This is a genomic window from Pedobacter terrestris, from assembly GCF_052343045.1.
GTDB lineage: Bacteria > Bacteroidota > Bacteroidia > Sphingobacteriales > Sphingobacteriaceae > Pedobacter.
Map to the genome: position 1 here is coordinate 4847170 of NZ_CP180264.1, position 17341 is coordinate 4864510.

General features: G+C 37.5%; 16 protein-coding genes. 7 read left to right on the top strand and 9 right to left on the bottom strand.

The window, feature by feature from the left end; translation table 11 throughout:
• Positions 1–200: 200 nt before the first annotated feature.
• The 7 genes from ACJVDH_RS20845 to ACJVDH_RS20875 all read right to left on the bottom strand — a co-directional run bounded on the left by ACJVDH_RS20845 (position 201) and on the right by ACJVDH_RS20875 (position 6318).
• Entirely contained in the window at positions 201–1238 is a 1038-nt protein-coding gene (locus tag ACJVDH_RS20845; protein ID WP_443945334.1) for a sensor histidine kinase, read from the bottom strand.
• Between the two features lie 88 nt (positions 1239–1326).
• Positions 1327–2091, bottom strand: a complete 765-nt coding sequence (locus ACJVDH_RS20850) for a TIGR03915 family putative DNA repair protein (protein WP_443945335.1) — start codon at positions 2089–2091, stop codon at positions 1327–1329.
• A gap of 2 nt (positions 2092–2093) precedes the next feature.
• Entirely contained in the window at positions 2094–3350 is a 1257-nt protein-coding gene (locus tag ACJVDH_RS20855; protein WP_443945336.1) for a putative DNA modification/repair radical SAM protein, read from the bottom strand.
• Between the two features lie 88 nt (positions 3351–3438).
• Positions 3439–4086, bottom strand: a complete 648-nt coding sequence (locus tag ACJVDH_RS20860; RefSeq protein WP_443947643.1) for an HD domain-containing protein — start codon at positions 4084–4086, stop codon at positions 3439–3441.
• A gap of 66 nt (positions 4087–4152) precedes the next feature.
• A complete protein-coding gene (locus tag ACJVDH_RS20865) occupies positions 4153–4431 on the bottom strand; it encodes a helix-turn-helix domain-containing protein (RefSeq protein WP_443945337.1) in 279 nt (92 codons plus the stop codon).
• A 144-nt stretch (positions 4432–4575) separates the two neighbouring features.
• Complete coding sequence (locus ACJVDH_RS20870) at positions 4576–5070, bottom strand: hypothetical protein (RefSeq protein WP_443945338.1); 495 nt, start codon at positions 5068–5070, stop codon at positions 4576–4578.
• A 69-nt stretch (positions 5071–5139) separates the two neighbouring features.
• Entirely contained in the window at positions 5140–6318 is a 1179-nt protein-coding gene (locus tag ACJVDH_RS20875; RefSeq protein WP_443945339.1) for a THUMP domain-containing class I SAM-dependent RNA methyltransferase, read from the bottom strand.
• Positions 6319–6377: 59 nt separating this feature from the next.
• Between ACJVDH_RS20875 and ACJVDH_RS20880 the strand changes: the two genes are divergently transcribed.
• The 3 genes from ACJVDH_RS20880 (at position 6378) to ACJVDH_RS20890 (ending at position 9676) form a co-directional block, all read left to right on the top strand.
• Entirely contained in the window at positions 6378–6746 is a 369-nt protein-coding gene (locus ACJVDH_RS20880; RefSeq protein WP_443947644.1) for a DUF3127 domain-containing protein, read from the top strand.
• Positions 6747–6972: 226 nt separating this feature from the next.
• On the top strand, positions 6973–8808 hold the full coding sequence (locus ACJVDH_RS20885; protein WP_443945340.1) for a sensor histidine kinase: 1836 nt from the start codon (positions 6973–6975) through the stop codon (positions 8806–8808).
• A gap of 172 nt (positions 8809–8980) precedes the next feature.
• On the top strand, positions 8981–9676 hold the full coding sequence (locus tag ACJVDH_RS20890) for a response regulator transcription factor (protein WP_443945341.1): 696 nt from the start codon (positions 8981–8983) through the stop codon (positions 9674–9676).
• A 76-nt stretch (positions 9677–9752) separates the two neighbouring features.
• On the opposite strand, the gene ACJVDH_RS20895 is transcribed toward ACJVDH_RS20890, so the two are convergent.
• Complete coding sequence (locus ACJVDH_RS20895; protein ID WP_443945342.1) at positions 9753–10601, bottom strand: menaquinone biosynthesis family protein; 849 nt, start codon at positions 10599–10601, stop codon at positions 9753–9755.
• Positions 10602–10641: 40 nt separating this feature from the next.
• Entirely contained in the window at positions 10642–11268 is a 627-nt protein-coding gene (gene mqnB, locus ACJVDH_RS20900; RefSeq protein ID WP_443945343.1) for a futalosine hydrolase, read from the bottom strand.
• 98 nt (positions 11269–11366) lie between these two features.
• Here mqnB and ACJVDH_RS20905 point away from each other — a divergent pair, with 98 nt between their 5' ends.
• The 4 genes from ACJVDH_RS20905 to ACJVDH_RS20920 all read left to right on the top strand — a co-directional run bounded on the left by ACJVDH_RS20905 (position 11367) and on the right by ACJVDH_RS20920 (position 17311).
• The gene (locus ACJVDH_RS20905; RefSeq protein ID WP_443945344.1) at positions 11367–11777 is read left to right on the top strand and encodes a 6-pyruvoyl trahydropterin synthase family protein; all 411 of its coding nucleotides are present in this window, start codon (positions 11367–11369) and stop codon (positions 11775–11777) included.
• Between the two features lie 8 nt (positions 11778–11785).
• On the top strand, positions 11786–12421 hold the full coding sequence (gene folE, locus ACJVDH_RS20910; protein WP_443945345.1) for a GTP cyclohydrolase I FolE: 636 nt from the start codon (positions 11786–11788) through the stop codon (positions 12419–12421).
• A gap of 142 nt (positions 12422–12563) precedes the next feature.
• Positions 12564–13445: an ACP S-malonyltransferase gene (gene fabD, locus ACJVDH_RS20915; RefSeq protein ID WP_443945346.1), complete on the top strand. Its 882-nt coding sequence runs from the start codon at positions 12564–12566 to the stop codon at positions 13443–13445.
• 134 nt (positions 13446–13579) lie between these two features.
• On the top strand, positions 13580–17311 hold the full coding sequence (locus tag ACJVDH_RS20920; protein ID WP_443945347.1) for an ATP-binding protein: 3732 nt from the start codon (positions 13580–13582) through the stop codon (positions 17309–17311).
• The last annotated feature ends 30 nt before the right edge of the window (positions 17312–17341 follow it).

The window sequence follows — 17341 nt, forward strand, 5'->3', positions numbered from 1 at the left end:
AACGTGTTTAGTGCTGAATGCGAGTCTGTTTGGTGTATTGTACAGGCTTTGAAAATCATTTAATAACAAGTGACTTATTCAGAGGATAGGTCGAATTGCCCAGATATTTACATTGAAATTATAGCGCATTGCAGTTTGAATGGCGCAACATTCTGTCGCATTATAACCGAAATGTATACAGCGCTGTTGTTTGCGCTAAATTAATTCAACGCTTTATCTGCTTTTTGAAGTGTAAAGGCAAATGTGGTTCCAATGCCCGGCGTGCTTCTTACAGAAATGGTTTGTTGGTGTGCTTCAAGAATATGTTTTACAATGGCCAATCCTAAACCTGTTCCGCCAACTTCGCGCGATCGGTGTGTATCAATTCTATAAAACCTTTCAAATAAGCGGAGCAAATGTTTTTCTTCTATTCCAATACCATTATCGGTCACTTCAATGAGAAATTGATCATGAAGTTCAAAAACTTTAATTGCTGTTTCGCCATTATCCACACCATACTTAATGCTGTTTACGATAAGATTGATCATTACCTGGCGGATTTTCTCCCGATCGGCATTAACCATTGTTGCGGCAGTATATTTATCTTTGAAAAAAAGCGTTATGTGCTTAATCTTTGCCCGGTCTTCCAGGTTGTCCATTACTTCTTTCGCAAGATGAACGAAATCAAATTTTTGATAATGAATAGGAGATTCTCCGGTTTCGAGTTTAGCGATTGCATCTAAATCGTTAATGAGATAACTCAGACGTTCTACATTATTTTCTGCTTTTTTTAGAAAAATTACAGCCTGATCCGGATCGTCTTCAATGCAATCTTGGAGGGTTTCAATATAACCTTGGATGGCGAAAAGTGGTGTTTTAAATTCGTGCGATACGTTTGAGAGAAATTCCCGTCTGAATTGCTCTTGTTTTTTGAGCATATCGATTTCCTTCTTCTTCGCGCCAGCCCATTCTTTTACCTCGTGTTCTACGTCGTTAATCGGGTCGGAACTTACATATTCGCCTAAAGCATCTTTCAAATCTTTACCCAGTTTTAGATTGTGTATCAATTTGTAAATCAGCTTAATCTTAGTGTAAATGTATTTTTCCAGCAGGTAATAAAAAACCAGAAAGCTGGAAAGGAAGGAAACGCCGAAGGAAATGGCCAGATAATATAAACTGTGCTGAAAGTAAAAGTTAACCATGCCGATAGACAATCCGACGGCAAGGGCAGTAAATAAGACCAGCACACTAAGTTTCATGGTGCAATTTAGTTCTTTTATGTTAATGGATTGTTAAGCCATATGCTTTTTATGTAAGCCGAATTTTAACAAAGCAACTTGCCGCCGTTTAAAAAACTTGCTTTTCTGTTAAGTATTTCCAATATCTTTTGGGCACATGCTGTGTATGAAGTTTCATGTTTTTTCTGGCCACAATATTGGTACTTTTAAAATAGTCTTTCCATAAATCTGCATACAAGCTTTCTTCATGATCCATGAATCCATTAGAAAGGGATTTTTTTTCCAGTTTATCTGCGAAATTTATCGTTATTTCTTCAACATTGTTCAGGTTATAATAAAGTCCGTAATGTCTTTTAAGATCATAAATGATCCATTGCTGATCTGCATATCGGTTTTTAAAGTGGTTGGAAATGAGCGGTAAAACATTAAAATCGGGATCAATGTGCGCGTAGAACATTCCATCTGCAGTTTTTTGAAAACGAATAAAGGCTTCCATACGATGCTTTTCGCGTTCTACGCTTTTCGCAAATTTCGATAAAGAAATCACATGTTCATTGCCATAATTTTGCTCTGCACCTTTATCGTTTTGAAAGATGTAACAACAAAATTGAAATAAATGATTGTATGCTTCTGGAAGTTCGGAGAGATAGCTGCAATAGAATTTGCGCAACCAGTCTTTTTGAAGCTTTTTTTGCAAAGCGTTCCACACCCGGTCAGATTTTTCCATATTATTTACTACGACAAAGCTGTTTTCAAACGCATCTGGCTGAAAAAGACGATCGAGTTTAAGTGTGGTTGATCCGGATTTGCGTTCAAACCACTCAAATACAGAAGTCAATAAACCGATAAAAGAACCATCAAAAGTATATACCATAATTAAAAAAGGAGCATTTGGCTACTGTCTGTTTTTAAATATTTACTCTGGCTTTCTGCTAAAATAAACGCTTTAATCTGCGTTCCCTGGTAATCCCTAAGTTGGTAAGGGCTATCGGCACATGTGATAAAATGTTTGGCCCGATTGTAGGCGACACCGATTTTTTTCAGTTGATCTATGCGGAGTTTTCCAAACTTTCTGGCCTGAACAATTTTTTTGGCAGACATGATTCCAATTCCGGGAATGCGCAAAATCATCTGGTAATCTGCAGTATTAATATCAACCGGAAAATGCTGCATATTTCGAATCGCCCAGCTTAGTTTCGGATCTATATCTACATCCAGATTCGGGTTTGCATCGTTCAGTATTTCCTGCACTTTAAAGCCATAAAAACGCATAAGCCAATCGGTTTGATACAATCGGTTTTCCCGTAAAAGTGGAGGCTGTGTTCCCAAAATCGGCATTCTGGTGTCGTTGCTAATAGGGATATAGCCAGAATAGTATACCCTTTTTAGTGCGAAATTCTGATAAAAAGAGTTTGCGGTATACATAATTTCTTTATCTGTTTCCGGCGTGGCTCCAATAACCATTTGTGTACTTTGGCCAGCTGGCACAAACTTGGGGACATGTTTGATTAGTTTTTTTTCTTCAGAAAGCTGGATCATTTGTTTATTCACGAAATCCAGTGGTTTAATCACGTCGATATGGCTTTTTTCTGGCGCAAGAAGTTTCAGGCCGGCTTCTGTTGGCATTTCGAGATTAATGCTCATCCGGTCTGCATATAATCCAGCTTCTTTAATCAGTTCATCACTTGCTCCCGGAATGGTTTTTAAATGGATATAACCATTGTAACGCTGCTCTAGTCTGAGTTTTTTAACCACAAGCAGCAGGCGTTCCATTGTAAAATCTGCATTTTTAAAAATGCCAGAACTAAGAAATAACCCTTCAATATAATTTCTGCGATAAAAATTCATGGTTAGGTCAACTACTTCATCCACTGTAAAAGCTGCACGTTTAATGTCGTTGCTTTTTCTAGAAACACAGAAAGCACAATCGTAAATGCAATGATTGGTTAGAAGAATTTTCAGAAGGGAAACACAGCGCCCATCTTCTGTATACGTGTGGCATATGCCCGACGAATGGGAATTGCCGAGGCCTTTATTGTCATTCTTACGGTTGCTCCCGCTAGAAGAACATGATACATCATATTTTGCAGCATCGGCTAATATGTTTAGCTTTTCACGAATCCTATCAGACATGTTAGTAGATTTTTACTAACAAAAATAGCCATTAAAACTAATATATTTAGTTTTAATGGCTATAAATTACATTCTGAATAAGAATGAATTATTTTGTTCCTTCCCATTCCTGGTAAAACTGATCGAGATATTGCAGCATAAATTCATGCCGCTCTGCCGCGATTGCTTTTCCGGTTTCCGTATTCATCATATCTTTAAGCAACAAAAGTTTTTCGTAAAAATGATTGATGGTTGGCGCAGTAGTATTTTTGTAACTTTCTTTATTCAAGTGTTGCTCCGGAGGGATCGATGGATCGTAGAGTACGCGGTTTTTAAAACCACCATACGTAAAGGCACGCGCAATTCCTATTGCTCCAATGGCATCTAAGCGATCGGCATCTTGTACAATTTGCATTTCCTTTGAACTGAAAGATGCATCATCAAAACTGTTTTTGAAAGACATGTTTTGAATAATCAACTTTACGTGCTTTATCGTTTCTTGCGGAACATCGATAGAAGCCATAAAATCTTCAGCGATTTTTGGCCCGAGTTGTTCATCACCATTGTTGAATTTTGGATCGGCAATATCGTGCAAAAGGGCCGCAAGTTGGACCACAAGTGGCTCGCCAAGTTCTTGCGCATTAATGCTTCTCGTTGTTTTTAAAACACGTTCAATGTGAAACCAGTCATGACCAGCTTCTGCATTTTCTAAAGTTTTCTGAACAAAAAGAATAGTTTTTTCAAGTATTTCCTGCATAGTCGTATCTAATAACGTCAAAGATATTAGATTTAAACAGGCCTCTGAAAAAATGATATCAACAGCTTAGCTTGCTGCCATTCTTTTTTCGTCGTCAGAAATAATTTTAATCAGGTCTTTATGGTCCAGAACCAATAAATGACTTGGATCTACTTCTAAAATTGCAGCGATCTGAAATAACCGATCTACGGTTAATTTGCTGTAACCGAGCTCGATTTTGCTGTAAGCGTTTTGGGAAATATCAAGCTTCGCAGCAAGATAATCTTGGGTATAGTCTCTGTATTCTCTAATTTTTCTAATGTTCCCAGCAACGTTCCTCGTCTTTAAAGCCAATACATCTTCCATAGGGGATAATTTAATTTTAAGTTCTAGGTAATTACGCAAAACCTTTCACTTTGGTTTTTTTTAATGGATAATTTTTTAAGAATTTTTTTTGTTATTGGAAGGTAATGTTTTGATTTTGGGATAGATGGCTTTGCTGGAAAACGATTAATACAAGCCCCAATCGTCTTCGATATCGTCTTTTTCGAAATGCTTAACCCACTCTATAAAGACCAGTCTGAATCTTTCAATTTCAAATAAAACGATATCCTTGTATTCTGGAGTACAGATTTCGAACATGTCTGCAGCTCTAACCTGCACTTCAAGTTCCTTACAGTTTGTGCGGATGATAGATGCATTTTCCATGCGGAGGATATAGGTATCTGCACCTTCTGCACCAATAATTTTGGGGCATAACATAAGTGCATTCTGCATAATCAGATCGGTTGTCATTTCTGCAAGTTCACCTTCAAGTGTCTCACAAAATAAAGCAGAATACTTATATACTTCCCGTGCCTGGTTGTAGAGCGTTTTGGCTCTGAAGACTTTCAATCGCACTTTTTCAGCATCAGCAGAAGAGAGGTTTTGTTCATCCTCGTCATTTCTGCCGATTCGATTAAATTCTTCCCATTCGGGCATATGGTTCATGTCATCAAAATCCATATTTTCAAATTATTTCTACGCAGAGAAACGTAGGAGCGTGTAATATATTAATTTTTATGTAGAAATAAATTAGTTATCGACAGGATTTATTCGCCTGGTTCCATCGTAAAGTTCATATTCCAGTAACCTGCAATCTAATTTTCCGTTGTAAAATTCTACTTTTTTGGCCGCTTTTAAACCGATTTTTTTTGCAAGATCCGGGTTTCCGGTAAAAATATAACCGCTGTAGCCTTTACAGTTTTGTTTCATAAAATCGCCCATTCTTTTGTAAGTCAACTCCAGTTTGCTGTGTACGCCCAATCTTTCACCATATTCCGGATTAAACACAACAGCGCCTTTTCCACCGTCGGGCACAGGAGTTTCCTGAAAATCACAAACTTGGAAATCAATTAAGGTATCTACACCAGCAGTTTTAGCATTTTTACGGGTTACATCTACAGCATCTTCAGAAATATCGGTAGCGACAATTCTAAAATCAATGTTTTTTATCACTTGGTCTTTCAATAATCTGCGTTCGCTGAAAAAAAGTTCTTCATCATAACCTTTTATGTGCATAAAGCCGTAGTTCATCCGGTAAAGACCAGGAGCGCGGTTTGTCGCAATTAATGCAGCTTCTATAGCAAGAGTTCCTGACCCGCACATTGGATTAATAAATGGCGATTTGCGGTCCCATTGTGTGGCGTAAATTACGCCAGAGGCTAAAGCTTCAAGCATTGGTGCTTTTCCAGGAATTTTCCGGTATCCGTGTTTGGCCAGTGTTTCGCCTGATGTATCCATAAAAACAGTTGCTTCACTATCTTTCCAGTATAAATGCACAACACTTTTATTGGCCTCAGAGCCTGAATTTGGACGCATGCCTTTTTTATCTTTTATCCGGTCTACAATTGCATCTTTAACTTTTAAATTTGCGAATAAAGGCGTTGTGATATTTGGATTGTCTACATTGGATGTAACGGAAAAATAACCAGAAAAATCAATTAATTCTTCCCATTCAATGGCAGAGATTTCTTTATACAGATCGTCTGGAGTATTGGCCTTAAAATCTTTAATCGCATATAAAATCTGGCTTGCGCACCTTAAATTAAGGTTTAGGCGAATACATTCACTCAAGGTTAAATTGAGTTCTAAGCCTGTTGAAAAAAGGCGTTCAACCGTATAACCTAAAGCTTCAACTTCTTGGTTTAAATAGCTAGAAAGACGTTTGTTGCAGGTGATAACAACTCTGCTTTTATTGTGGAAAACTTGCATAATAATATTTGCGAAGTTATCAATAAAATTATTGAGATTTGAAGTTTATAGTACAAGTTATGGAAATTAAAGGAAAAGTACACGAAGTAGGAGCAACGCAACAAGTGAGTGAGACGTTCAAAAAACGCGATATAATAATAGAATATGCAGAAAATCCAACATATCCAGAATATATTCGGTTTGAAGCATTGCAAGATAAAACTGCATTATTAGATAGTTTTAAAGCGGGTGATGAGGTTGAGGTTTTCTTTAATTTGCGTGGCCGTCCTTGGACAGATAAATCAGGTAAAACATCATATTTCAATAGTTTGGTGGTTTGGCGTATAAATGCTGTAGCTGCAAATGCTCCAGCTCAAGGTGCACCAGCTTATGCAGCTCCAGTTGATGTGAGCAACGCGCCAGGCGATGACGATGATTTGCCTTTCTAATAAAGATTCTTTTTTAAGCAAACAATTTTGAACTATGCCGGAACTTTGTTCCGGCATTTTTTATATCCGAAAAATGCGTTTCACAATTCATTTACAGCCAGATAAGCGGTGTTAAAATATGTTAAAAACCACATCTTAAAGCCCTTATTGCCTAATTTTGATTTGTAAATAATTTTTACACTCCAGGCATTTACAAGAAAATCATATTATTGCCAATTGCTAATTAATGAAAAAAAGAAGTTTTTTATTCATAACCATCTTAATGACAATTGCCCTGCTTGGGGTTTTTGTAATGCAGTTGTATTACATTAAGGAGGCATATGATTTAAAATCTCAGCTTTTTGATGAGCAGGTAAATCAAACGCTAAATACAGTTGTAAGCAAAGTGCAGCGACTTAATGTGGCCAGCAATATCAATAAAAAAGAAGAAGAAAACCGTTTAAAACAAGAAGAAGATCTCCGGAATCGGGAGTTTGAGATTAAATCATTAAAACAAGATTTTGCGCAGGAAGAAGAAATTCGCAAAAGCCAGCAGCAGGCACAAATAGAAAACTACCTTAACCAGCAAGATAGTTTAATTCATGTGTTATATAAGAGTACACAGGTTTTAACCGAAAAAGCCTTTAAATCACTTTCTACCTACGACCCGAAAATGGGCAGATCTCTGCTAGATGTGCAGGTAGACGCCGTGGTGGATAAAAACTACAACCTTAAGGGGTACAGTATGCGTTCCAAATTGGCTTCTCCGGATAATAAAACCTTTAATTTCAGAACACTTATTACGCTACCTGATAGTATTCGTTACTATGGTGAAGACAGAACAACAGGTTCGCCGGCATTAATTACGCTACCGAAAATTTCAGATGAACTGGATAAGAAATTTAACAGAGAAGATCGCCTGGCAAAACTTAAATACGAGCAGGCATTAAGCGCATTAAACAAAGGGTCAAAAAACTATTCCTTATCAGGTTCTGCCTTGTTGCAAGATGTTGAGAAAGAAATGCGTGAGGTAAATATCCCGATTTACAAACGCATTAATTTTAATGATCTGAACGAGTTGCTAAATAGAGAATTTGTAAATCATAATATTTTTCAGCGTTATGATATGCAGGTCAAGCTTGCACAGAAAGATTCTGTGCTCTTTTTGCAGGCCTCGAATCCCGGTCAGCCTTTTCAGGATAAAGACACTTACCGCGTGCCTTTATTCGGCAACGATCTTTTTAGAGATCCAGGTATTCTTGAAGTTAATTTTCCAAATAAAAATTCAGCTATTATTTCCAACTTGCGTGCAACACTGGCGTCGTCTATCGGGCTGCTTTTGGTGTTGGTATTTATTTTTTCTTATACGCTTTACGCCATTTTACAGCAGAAGAAAATTTCTGAAATGAAGACCGATTTCATCAATAACATGACTCACGAATTTAAAACGCCGGTGGCCACGATTATGATTGCCAGTGAAGCGTTAAAAGATTCTGAAGTTACCGAAGATAAAGCGAGGTTAAAACGCCTTGCCGGAATTATTTATGATGAAAATGTACGGTTAGGAAACCATATTGAACGCGTTCTGAGCATTGCCCGATTGGAAAAGAACGAAATAAAAATGGAAAATGAAGAAGTGGATATGAATGATCTGGTTACAATTGTTCTGGACAGTATGAGCCTGCAGTTGCAGAAAAAAAATGCCACAATTCACCTTCATACAGAGGCGACAAACGCAAAGGTAAAGGGCGATGAGTTGCATTTATCTAATGTCATTTATAATTTAATAGACAATGCAAATAAATATAGCGTCGAAAATCCGGAGATCACCATCGCAACGCGTAATACTGCGAAAAATCTTATTGTAGAAATTTCCGATAAAGGGATTGGGATGACTAAGGAACAGGCTAAACGGATATTTGATCAGTTTTACCGGGTTCCAACGGGAAATCTTCATGATGTAAAAGGCTTCGGATTGGGGCTAAATTACGTTCAGGATATTATAAAAAAATTAAACGGAACCATTAAAGTACATAGCGAAAAAGACATTGGCACCACCTTTGAAATATCGCTACCTTTATAATCTATAACCATCGGTACAAAAGCTTGCTTTGTCGATACATTTCGGTTTCCAAACCCAAATTGCCTAATATAGCAGTAAACTAATATTTTATACTACTAAATTAGCCACTATGCAAAGTCAAAACCAATTTTTAAATGTAGGCGAAGCTACTTACGTTAGTAAATTAAAAAAGATGAAAAAAATACTTCTCGTAGAAGACGACCCTAACTTAGGTTTATTATTGCAAGATTATCTACAGCTTAAAGGTAAATTTGACGTAGTGCTTTGCACAGATGGCGAAGAAGGTTTAAGATCTTTTAACAAACAAAATTTTGACCTGTGTATTCTTGATGTGATGATGCCCAAAAAAGATGGTTTTACTTTAGGTAAAGACATCAGAAAGGTAAATGCGCACATTCCAATCATATTTGCAACCGCAAAGACCATGCTCGAAGATAAGTCTGCTGCATATGATCTTGGTGGAGATGACTATATTACCAAACCATTTAGGATTGAAGAACTTTTATTGCGTATAAACGCAATGTTTAAAAGAATTTCAAGCAAAGCAGCTGGCGGAGAAGAAACCGTAGAAACCGAATTTACCATCGGAAAATATGTGTTTGATTACACCACACAAATTATTACGCTGGCAGATCATCAACAAAAACTTTCTACAAAAGAAGCCGAGCTGTTGCGTTTATTGTGCCTGAAGAAAAACACCGTCTTAACCAGGGAAGAAGCACTTCTAACCATATGGCACGACGATAATTATTTTAACGGAAGAAGCATGGATGTTTTCCTGAGTAAACTAAGAAAATACCTGAAAGGCGATCCGGAAGTTGAAATTATTAATGTGCATGGAAAAGGATATAAATTACTGGTCAATTAGTTTTTTCGAAAATTGACGGTGAACAAAGCGGCAGATGATCAAATCATCTGCCGCTTTGTGTTTTAAGCCTGTATAATTAAATATAAAGATTTTCTTGTATTGAAGGAATAATGCCTTTTTCTGTTGCGATGCCAAACAATGTATCAATCGCTTTGCGGCCTTCGCCACCTAGGTTAATGCTATATTTATTTACGTAAAGTTCAATATGTTTATACATCACCGCTTCATCCATCGCTTGTGCATGTTCACGTATAAAATCTATTCCAGATTTGGGATGTGCAAAAGCATATTCTACAGATTGCCTAATCAATCTGTTTACTTTTAATTGCACCTCGCGGTCTAACTTCCTGTTGATTACAATCCCGCCTAAGGGAATGGCGCAGCCCGTTTTTTTCTCCCAGTAATCACCCAAGTCAACAATTTTTGTTAATCCTTTATCTTGATAAGTAAATCTGTTTTCATGAATAATTAAACCCAGATCTATTTTATCGTTAAGAAGAGCATCTTCAATTTCCGAAAAAACCATTTCTTGCTTGTTCTGAAGTTCAGGATAGGCGATTCCCAATAGAAAATTGGCCGTTGTGTATTTTCCTGGAATGCCCACACGCAAGTTATGCGCATTGTTTTTCAATTCCTCGGTCAGGCTTTCTGCAGTATATTTATGGCTGATAAGTAAGGGCCCAACGCCGAAGCCCAAGGCACTTCCCGAATCCAAAAGGGCATATTGATTGGCTACATATGCAAAGGCGTGAAAACTTAATTTTGTAATATCTAATTCGCCACGGAGGGCTTTGTGGTTTAGCGTTTCCACATCATCAAAACAAACTTCAAAGTGAAGTCCTTCGGTATCTATTTTTTGGTGAATTAGTGCATCAAAAATAAACGTATCGTTAGGACATGGGGAAAAACCAAGTGTAAGTGTCATAGCTCAAAAATAGGTAGTGTTCAAAATTAGTTCGTCATAATCAATTCATATCTCCAATAAAAGCAATTAGCCAGTCGTTTAAATTTTTAATGGCCAATCCAATTTTCCAGTTGTCTTTGTTTCTGGGTTCAACGTAATTGGAGATACTTCTGATTTGCAAACAATCCAGCTTTTTTCTGTTGCAAGCGTAAAAAACAGCAGCACCTTCCATACTTTCCGTTACCGGATTTAGGCGTTTTAAGATCGCTGCGATACTTTTTTCATTTCCGCTTACACGGTTTACCGTAATCGCAGAAACCTTAGGTAAATCTGTTTCTATTGTACCACGAGCGGCATATTGACTTTGGCCAAAACCTAAATCGGCAATTGCCAAAAATTCGTCACCATTTTCTGCACCTAACTCTGCAAATGTATCTTCGGTGATATTAACCAGACTGCCCAATTTTAAGTTCCTGTCAAAACTTCCGGCAATGCCGATATTTAACACCAGATTATAATTTGCCGAAGAAAGTTGTTCACCCAGAGCAAATGCAGTTGCCACCATACCTACGCCGGCAATCAACACATCGAAATTTTTTCCTTCCAGAAAATCACCTTCCGGTAAATTGTGGTGTTGCAAAAATGGGCTCAATTCTGCTTTCGTGGCAGCAACAATCAAAGTTTTCATGCCGTAAATGTAAGCGTTTGCTCAATTAATCAGCAGCTTTTGTGTTTAGTTCTTAAGCTTGAGGCTTTATCCGTATATTTGCGCTTTATTGTACTATAATGATTTATATAACGAGAAAAGCATCTTTTAATGCAGCGCATAAGTTGGCGCGGGCAGATTGGGATGAGGAAAAAAATAGTGAGGTTTATGGCAAATGCGCCAACCCAAACTGGCATGGTCATAATTATTGGCTTTATGTGACTGTTAAGGGCGAAGTAAATCCGGAAACGGGTTTTCTGGTAGACTTGAAGTGGCTTAAAGATGTAATGAATAGTTATGTGGTAGATAAAGTTGATCATAAAAATCTTAATCTCGATGTAGATTTTATGAAAGGAAAACTGGCTTCTACAGAAAATCTTGCTATTGCAATTTGGGAGCAACTTCTTCCGCCTATTGCCGAAGTTGGTGCCACACTTCACTCTGTAAAAATCTATGAGACGGAGAATAACTATGTTGAATATTTTGGCTAGAATACCGAATGGAAAATAAAGATGTACTAAAAGGCGAATCCAGAGATGGATACGTGAAAATAGACCGATACAACGATTCTAAAATTACTGCAGTTGCAGATCATTATAAAGATATTCTGAGCCAATTGGGTGAAGATCCTGAAAGGGAAGGTTTGCAAAAAACACCAGAACGTGTTGCTAAAGCCCTTCAGTATCTAACACACGGATATGACTTGAAACCAGACGATATACTGAAATCGGCTATGTTTGAAGAAGATTATAGCCAAATGGTTGTAGTAAAGGATATTGAGGTATACTCTATGTGTGAACACCATATGTTGCCTTTTTTCGGTAAAGCGCATATTGCTTATATCCCGAACGGACATATTGTAGGATTAAGTAAAATTCCGAGAGTTGTTGATGCTTTTGCCAGAAGGTTGCAGGTTCAGGAACGTTTGACCAATGAAATCAGAGATTGTATACAAAACACTTTAAACCCGCAGGGCGTTGCTGTTGTTATGGAATGCAGACATTTGTGCATGGCTATGCGCGGCGTGCAAAAACAAAACTCAGTAACTACAACTTCGGCCTTTACCGGAAGTTTTTTAAGTAATGACAAAACCAGAGCCGAATTTTTAAGGTTGATTACTGCGAGCCTCGATTAAAAGACGCGTAAGCCATTAGTTAAGAGATTACAATTGGTGCAAGTAGGGCGAGCACAAAAATCAAATAGAAAGTAACCTGTATTGGGCTGTACTTTGGAATCAAAAATCCGATTGCGGTTTAATATACACTAAAATAATTATAATGAGAGCATATGTATTTCCCGGACAGGGAGCGCAGTTTGTAGGAATGGGTAAAGATCTTTATGAAAATCCATTGGCTGCCGAATTGTTTGAAAAAGCAAATGAAATTATCGGTTTCCGCATCAGCGATATCATGTTTAGCGGTACTGATGAAGAACTAAAACAAACCAATGTTACGCAACCTGCAATTTTTTTGCATTCCGTTATTTTAGCAAAAGTATTAGGCGATAATTTCCAACCTGCTATGGTTGCAGGCCATTCTTTAGGCGAATTTTCTGCGTTGGTTTCTGCCAATGCGTTAAGTTTTGAAGACGGACTGAAGTTGGTTATTGCACGTGCAAATGCCATGCAAAAAGCTTGTGAAGCGCAACCATCAACAATGGCTGCAATTTTAGGTTTGGCAGATGAAGTGGTTGAACAGATTTGTGCAGAAATTGATGCAGTAGTTGTACCGGCAAATTACAACTGTCCGGGTCAGTTGGTTATTTCTGGAAGTATTGAAGGAATTGATCTGGCTTGCGAAAAACTAACTGCCGCTGGCGCAAAACGCGCGTTAAAGTTAAATGTTGGTGGCGCTTTCCACTCGCCTTTAATGGAACCTGCTAAAATAGAATTGCAGGCGGCAATTGAAGCGACAGAAATTTCTGTGCCTGTATGCCCGGTTTATCAAAATGTTGATGCAAAACCGTATACAGATCCTTCAGAAATTAAAGCAAATTTAATTAAACAGCTTACAGGTGCTGTTCGTTGGACACAAACCGTAGAGAATATGCTTGCAGACGGTGCAACAGAATTTATTGAAGTTGGCCCCGGAAACGTTTTGCAAGGTTTAGTAAAAAAAGTGAATAGAACTGTTCAAACGGCAAGCGCAAGCATCGCCTAAAGTTGATATTTAAGGGCGTTCGGGTGATTAGACGACCTACCAGAAGGGAAATTTAGCACGACTATTGTGCAGGTAATTTCAGTTTTAATCTTCTTTTATCCGAACGCCCTTTTACACATTACAATAAATAACCGATGAAACTGAGCTTTGGTATAAAAATTAGGTTCCTCTTGCTCATATTGAGCTGTTGTTTAATTATAACATCACTTTCGCTCAATCGGTTTAATACAAAAAATGAAATTCTGGAGCACGATGCACGCGAGCTTCAGGAAAATCTATCGGCCAAAGAACGTATTGTTCAAGATTTTTTGGCCGATAAAAATCTGGTAGAACGGGCGAAGAAATTCCATCTTGATACCAAAGATGAAGTTGAGTTTTTAACGACTTTTCGCCGCAATGCCGGCATAAATCTGCTCACTTACGAAAACAATAACCTGCGATTTTGGAGCACAATCAAAGTATCAGATGTTGTGCCATCAAAGCTTAAAGAAGGCAGTTCGTTCGTCTCTTTCCCTAACGGATGGTATGAGGTAATCAGAAGTAAACAAGGTGATTTTGACCTGATTTTTCTGATTGCTATTCAAAACCAATACAATTTTAAAGAAACGGATTATTTTAAGAATGAAATTGATCCTTTACTTTCAACTTCAAAAGTGTTATCAGTTGCTTCTTTTACAGATAAAGATGCGTATCCAATTAAAACATTAGACAACCGATTTCTCTTTGGCCTAAAAATTAAAACATCTTATACAGACGATTATTATTCTGTAACGCAGCTATGGCTTTTTATTTCCGGCATGGTTTGTATTTGTATGTTTTTCAATTCTTTAAGTTCTTTATTGGCCCGGAGAGGTTTTGTTGTTTTTGGAACGTTATTGCTGGCCGGATTTTTTGCGGTATTCAGATTTTCAGATCTGTATTTAGGCTGGTTTAACCACAGATTTCCGTTGTCACTCTTTAATCCGAAAATTTATTCGGAGAGTTTCCTGATGCCATCATTGGGGGATTTCCTGATGAATGTAATCGTGTGTACCTGGTTTTTACTTTTTGTGTATAACCACAGAGCGCAATATAAATTTCCGAACTGGGCCAAACAAAATAAAGTGTTTAGCTTTCTGGTGCACATTCTTTTTCTTGTGGGTATCGGGTATGCTGCATTTGTTACAGATAATCTTTTTTTCGGGTTGATATACAACTCTAAAATTAATTTCGACATTGGTAACATTTTAAAACTAAGCTCTAACAGTTGGGTCAGTATTGTAATTCTTTGTTTGGTTTGGTTTCAGGTTTACCTGATTACGATTGTTTTTAGCTATGTAAGTAAGCAACTAAAAATAAGCAATAAAGAACGGCTAATCATTTTTCTTGCCGGTTTTACGGGTATGTTTGTGTACAAGCTATCAACAGATTTTACCGCCTTTTTTATCGTGTTTGCGCTGGTGCTTTTTATTGTTTGCAGAAGCGTGTATGTGGAGGGAGCCAAGTTTACCATTGGCCTTTTCGCGATTGTTTTCTTTTGCTTGGCTTTCAATACATCGATAAAATACATCAAATACAAAGACATTACCGAAAGAACATTAAGAGAACCTCTGGCGCGGAAAGTGCAGTCGTCAGAAGATCCGAATGCCATTGTTGCCATTGATGTTCTGGAAGATACGCTTCAGAAAGATGAGTTTCTGGTCAAATACTTTCAACAGCGCCAGCCCAACAGTTATTCCATCATAAAAAACCACGTTAAGACTTTTATGGATGGGTATTTAACTCGGTATGATTATCAGGTATATGCCTACGATAATTTGGGCAAACCCATTAACACTACTACAGAGCAACCTTTAAGTAAATATAAATCATTAGTACAATCGGGCTCGGTTAAAATAGAAGGTGCAAATTATTTTTATCAGGTTAATAATACATTTGGTTATCAAGACTATTTCGGGATCATATCTTCTGTAAATCAAGGTAATTTATTGGGTACATTGGTGATCGAACTTCGGTCTAAACCGTATAACTACGACAATCGTTTGCCGGATTTACTTGGCGATCAAAAATTAATTAAAGGCGAAGATTTTAAAGGATATTCCATTGCATTTTACCTCAATAACCGTTTATTAAATCAATCAGGCACGTATACTTATCCTTTGGATGGAAGTGTATATAAAGGTAAAAAAGACGATTTTGTAATCAGTAACGATAATGAACAGCATTATAGTCACATGATTTATAAACCGAATGACAGTAAGATGATCATCATCAGCAAAGAAAAGGTAGATTATGTAGAACGGCTTGCCGCTTTATCTTTCTTTTTTATTGTTTTCATCATTTTCTCGCTGTTGTTGTATGGCTTGGTCTGGTTAATTAAACATCTGGACGATGATAAATTCAGTTGGTTCAGCATTAATAGATCGTTAATGATCAATGCGAACAAAATCCTATATAAAACCAGAATACAACTCTCTATCGTATTGTCTGTAGTGGCTACCTTACTTATTGTGGGATGGACAACTTACTATTACATGTATAATGAGTACAGGGACCAGCAAGCTTCTCAGATTAAAGATAAAATTAGAAAAGTACAGCAGAATTTTGAAAAACAATTGTTTACAAATGGGGTAATCTCTATAAATGATGGCGCAGAAGCCGATTTTAACAATTTTGCAGATGTAAACAATGCCGATTTAAACCTGTATGATACTGGTGGAAATCTGATTATGACCACCAATCCAAAATTGTATAATTATAAGATTATCGGCCGGAAAATGGGGCCTTTGGCTTTTGCGTATTTAAGCAAGCTGAAACGGTCTGAATTTATCAATCCGCAAGAGAAAATCGGAAACTTGGTTTATGCTGCGGCATATTCGCCCATCCGCGATGCTCAGAATAAAACGATTGCATATATCGGTCTGCCCGATTATTCTAATGAAGAAGAGTATACGGATAAGATTGCTTTGTTTGTGAGTAATCTGATTAATATTTATGCGCTGGTATTTGTGGGCGTTGGTGTTCTGGCCATATTTTTGGCCAATCAGATCACCGGACCGTTAACTTTTATACAAGAAAACATCAGCCGGACTAAAGTTGGGCAAAAAAGTGAGCCCATTGTTTGGCGCAGGCACGATGAAATTGGATCACTAATTCGGGAGTACAACAGCATGATTACAGCTTTGGAAGAAAGTGCAAAAAAACTTGCGCGTTCTGAGCGGGAAAGTGCCTGGCGGGAAATGGCCAAGCAGGTTGCGCACGAAATTAAAAATCCGTTAACACCTTTAAAATTGGGTGTTCAACTTTTGGAGAAATCCTGGCGGGAAAACGATCCGAATTTTGAAACGAAGTTTAATAAATTCAGTAAATCATTTATTGAGCAAATAGACAGTTTGTCAAAAATTGCTTCAGAGTTCTCCACATTTGCAAAAATGCCGGACACTATGCTGGAGAAAACACTTGTTTTACCCCTAATAGAAAAAGCCGTAGAAGTTTTTAAGAGCACGGAGAACGTAGAAATCAGGATCGAAAACCGTTCAGCAAAACCTATTTTGGTGATGGCAGATCACGATCAGTTTCTAAGGATATTTAACAATCTGTTTAAAAATGCAATAGAAGCGGTAATGGACGATCGTTTATGTAAAATAAATGTGGTGGTTTATAATGACGATAAACAAGCCTTTTTTGAAATTAGAGACAATGGCAATGGCATACCAGAAACATTAGCCGATAGAATCTTTGTGCCTAACTTTACTACAAAAACTTCCGGAACGGGATTGGGTTTAGCTTTTGTAAAACAAGCGGTAGAAAATGCAGGTGGTGTAATCAGTTTTACTTCTGTGCAGGATAAAGGAACCACATTTTACCTAAGTTTTCCCATGGCATAGCATATAGCTATCCAGAAGGCGATTAAGCCA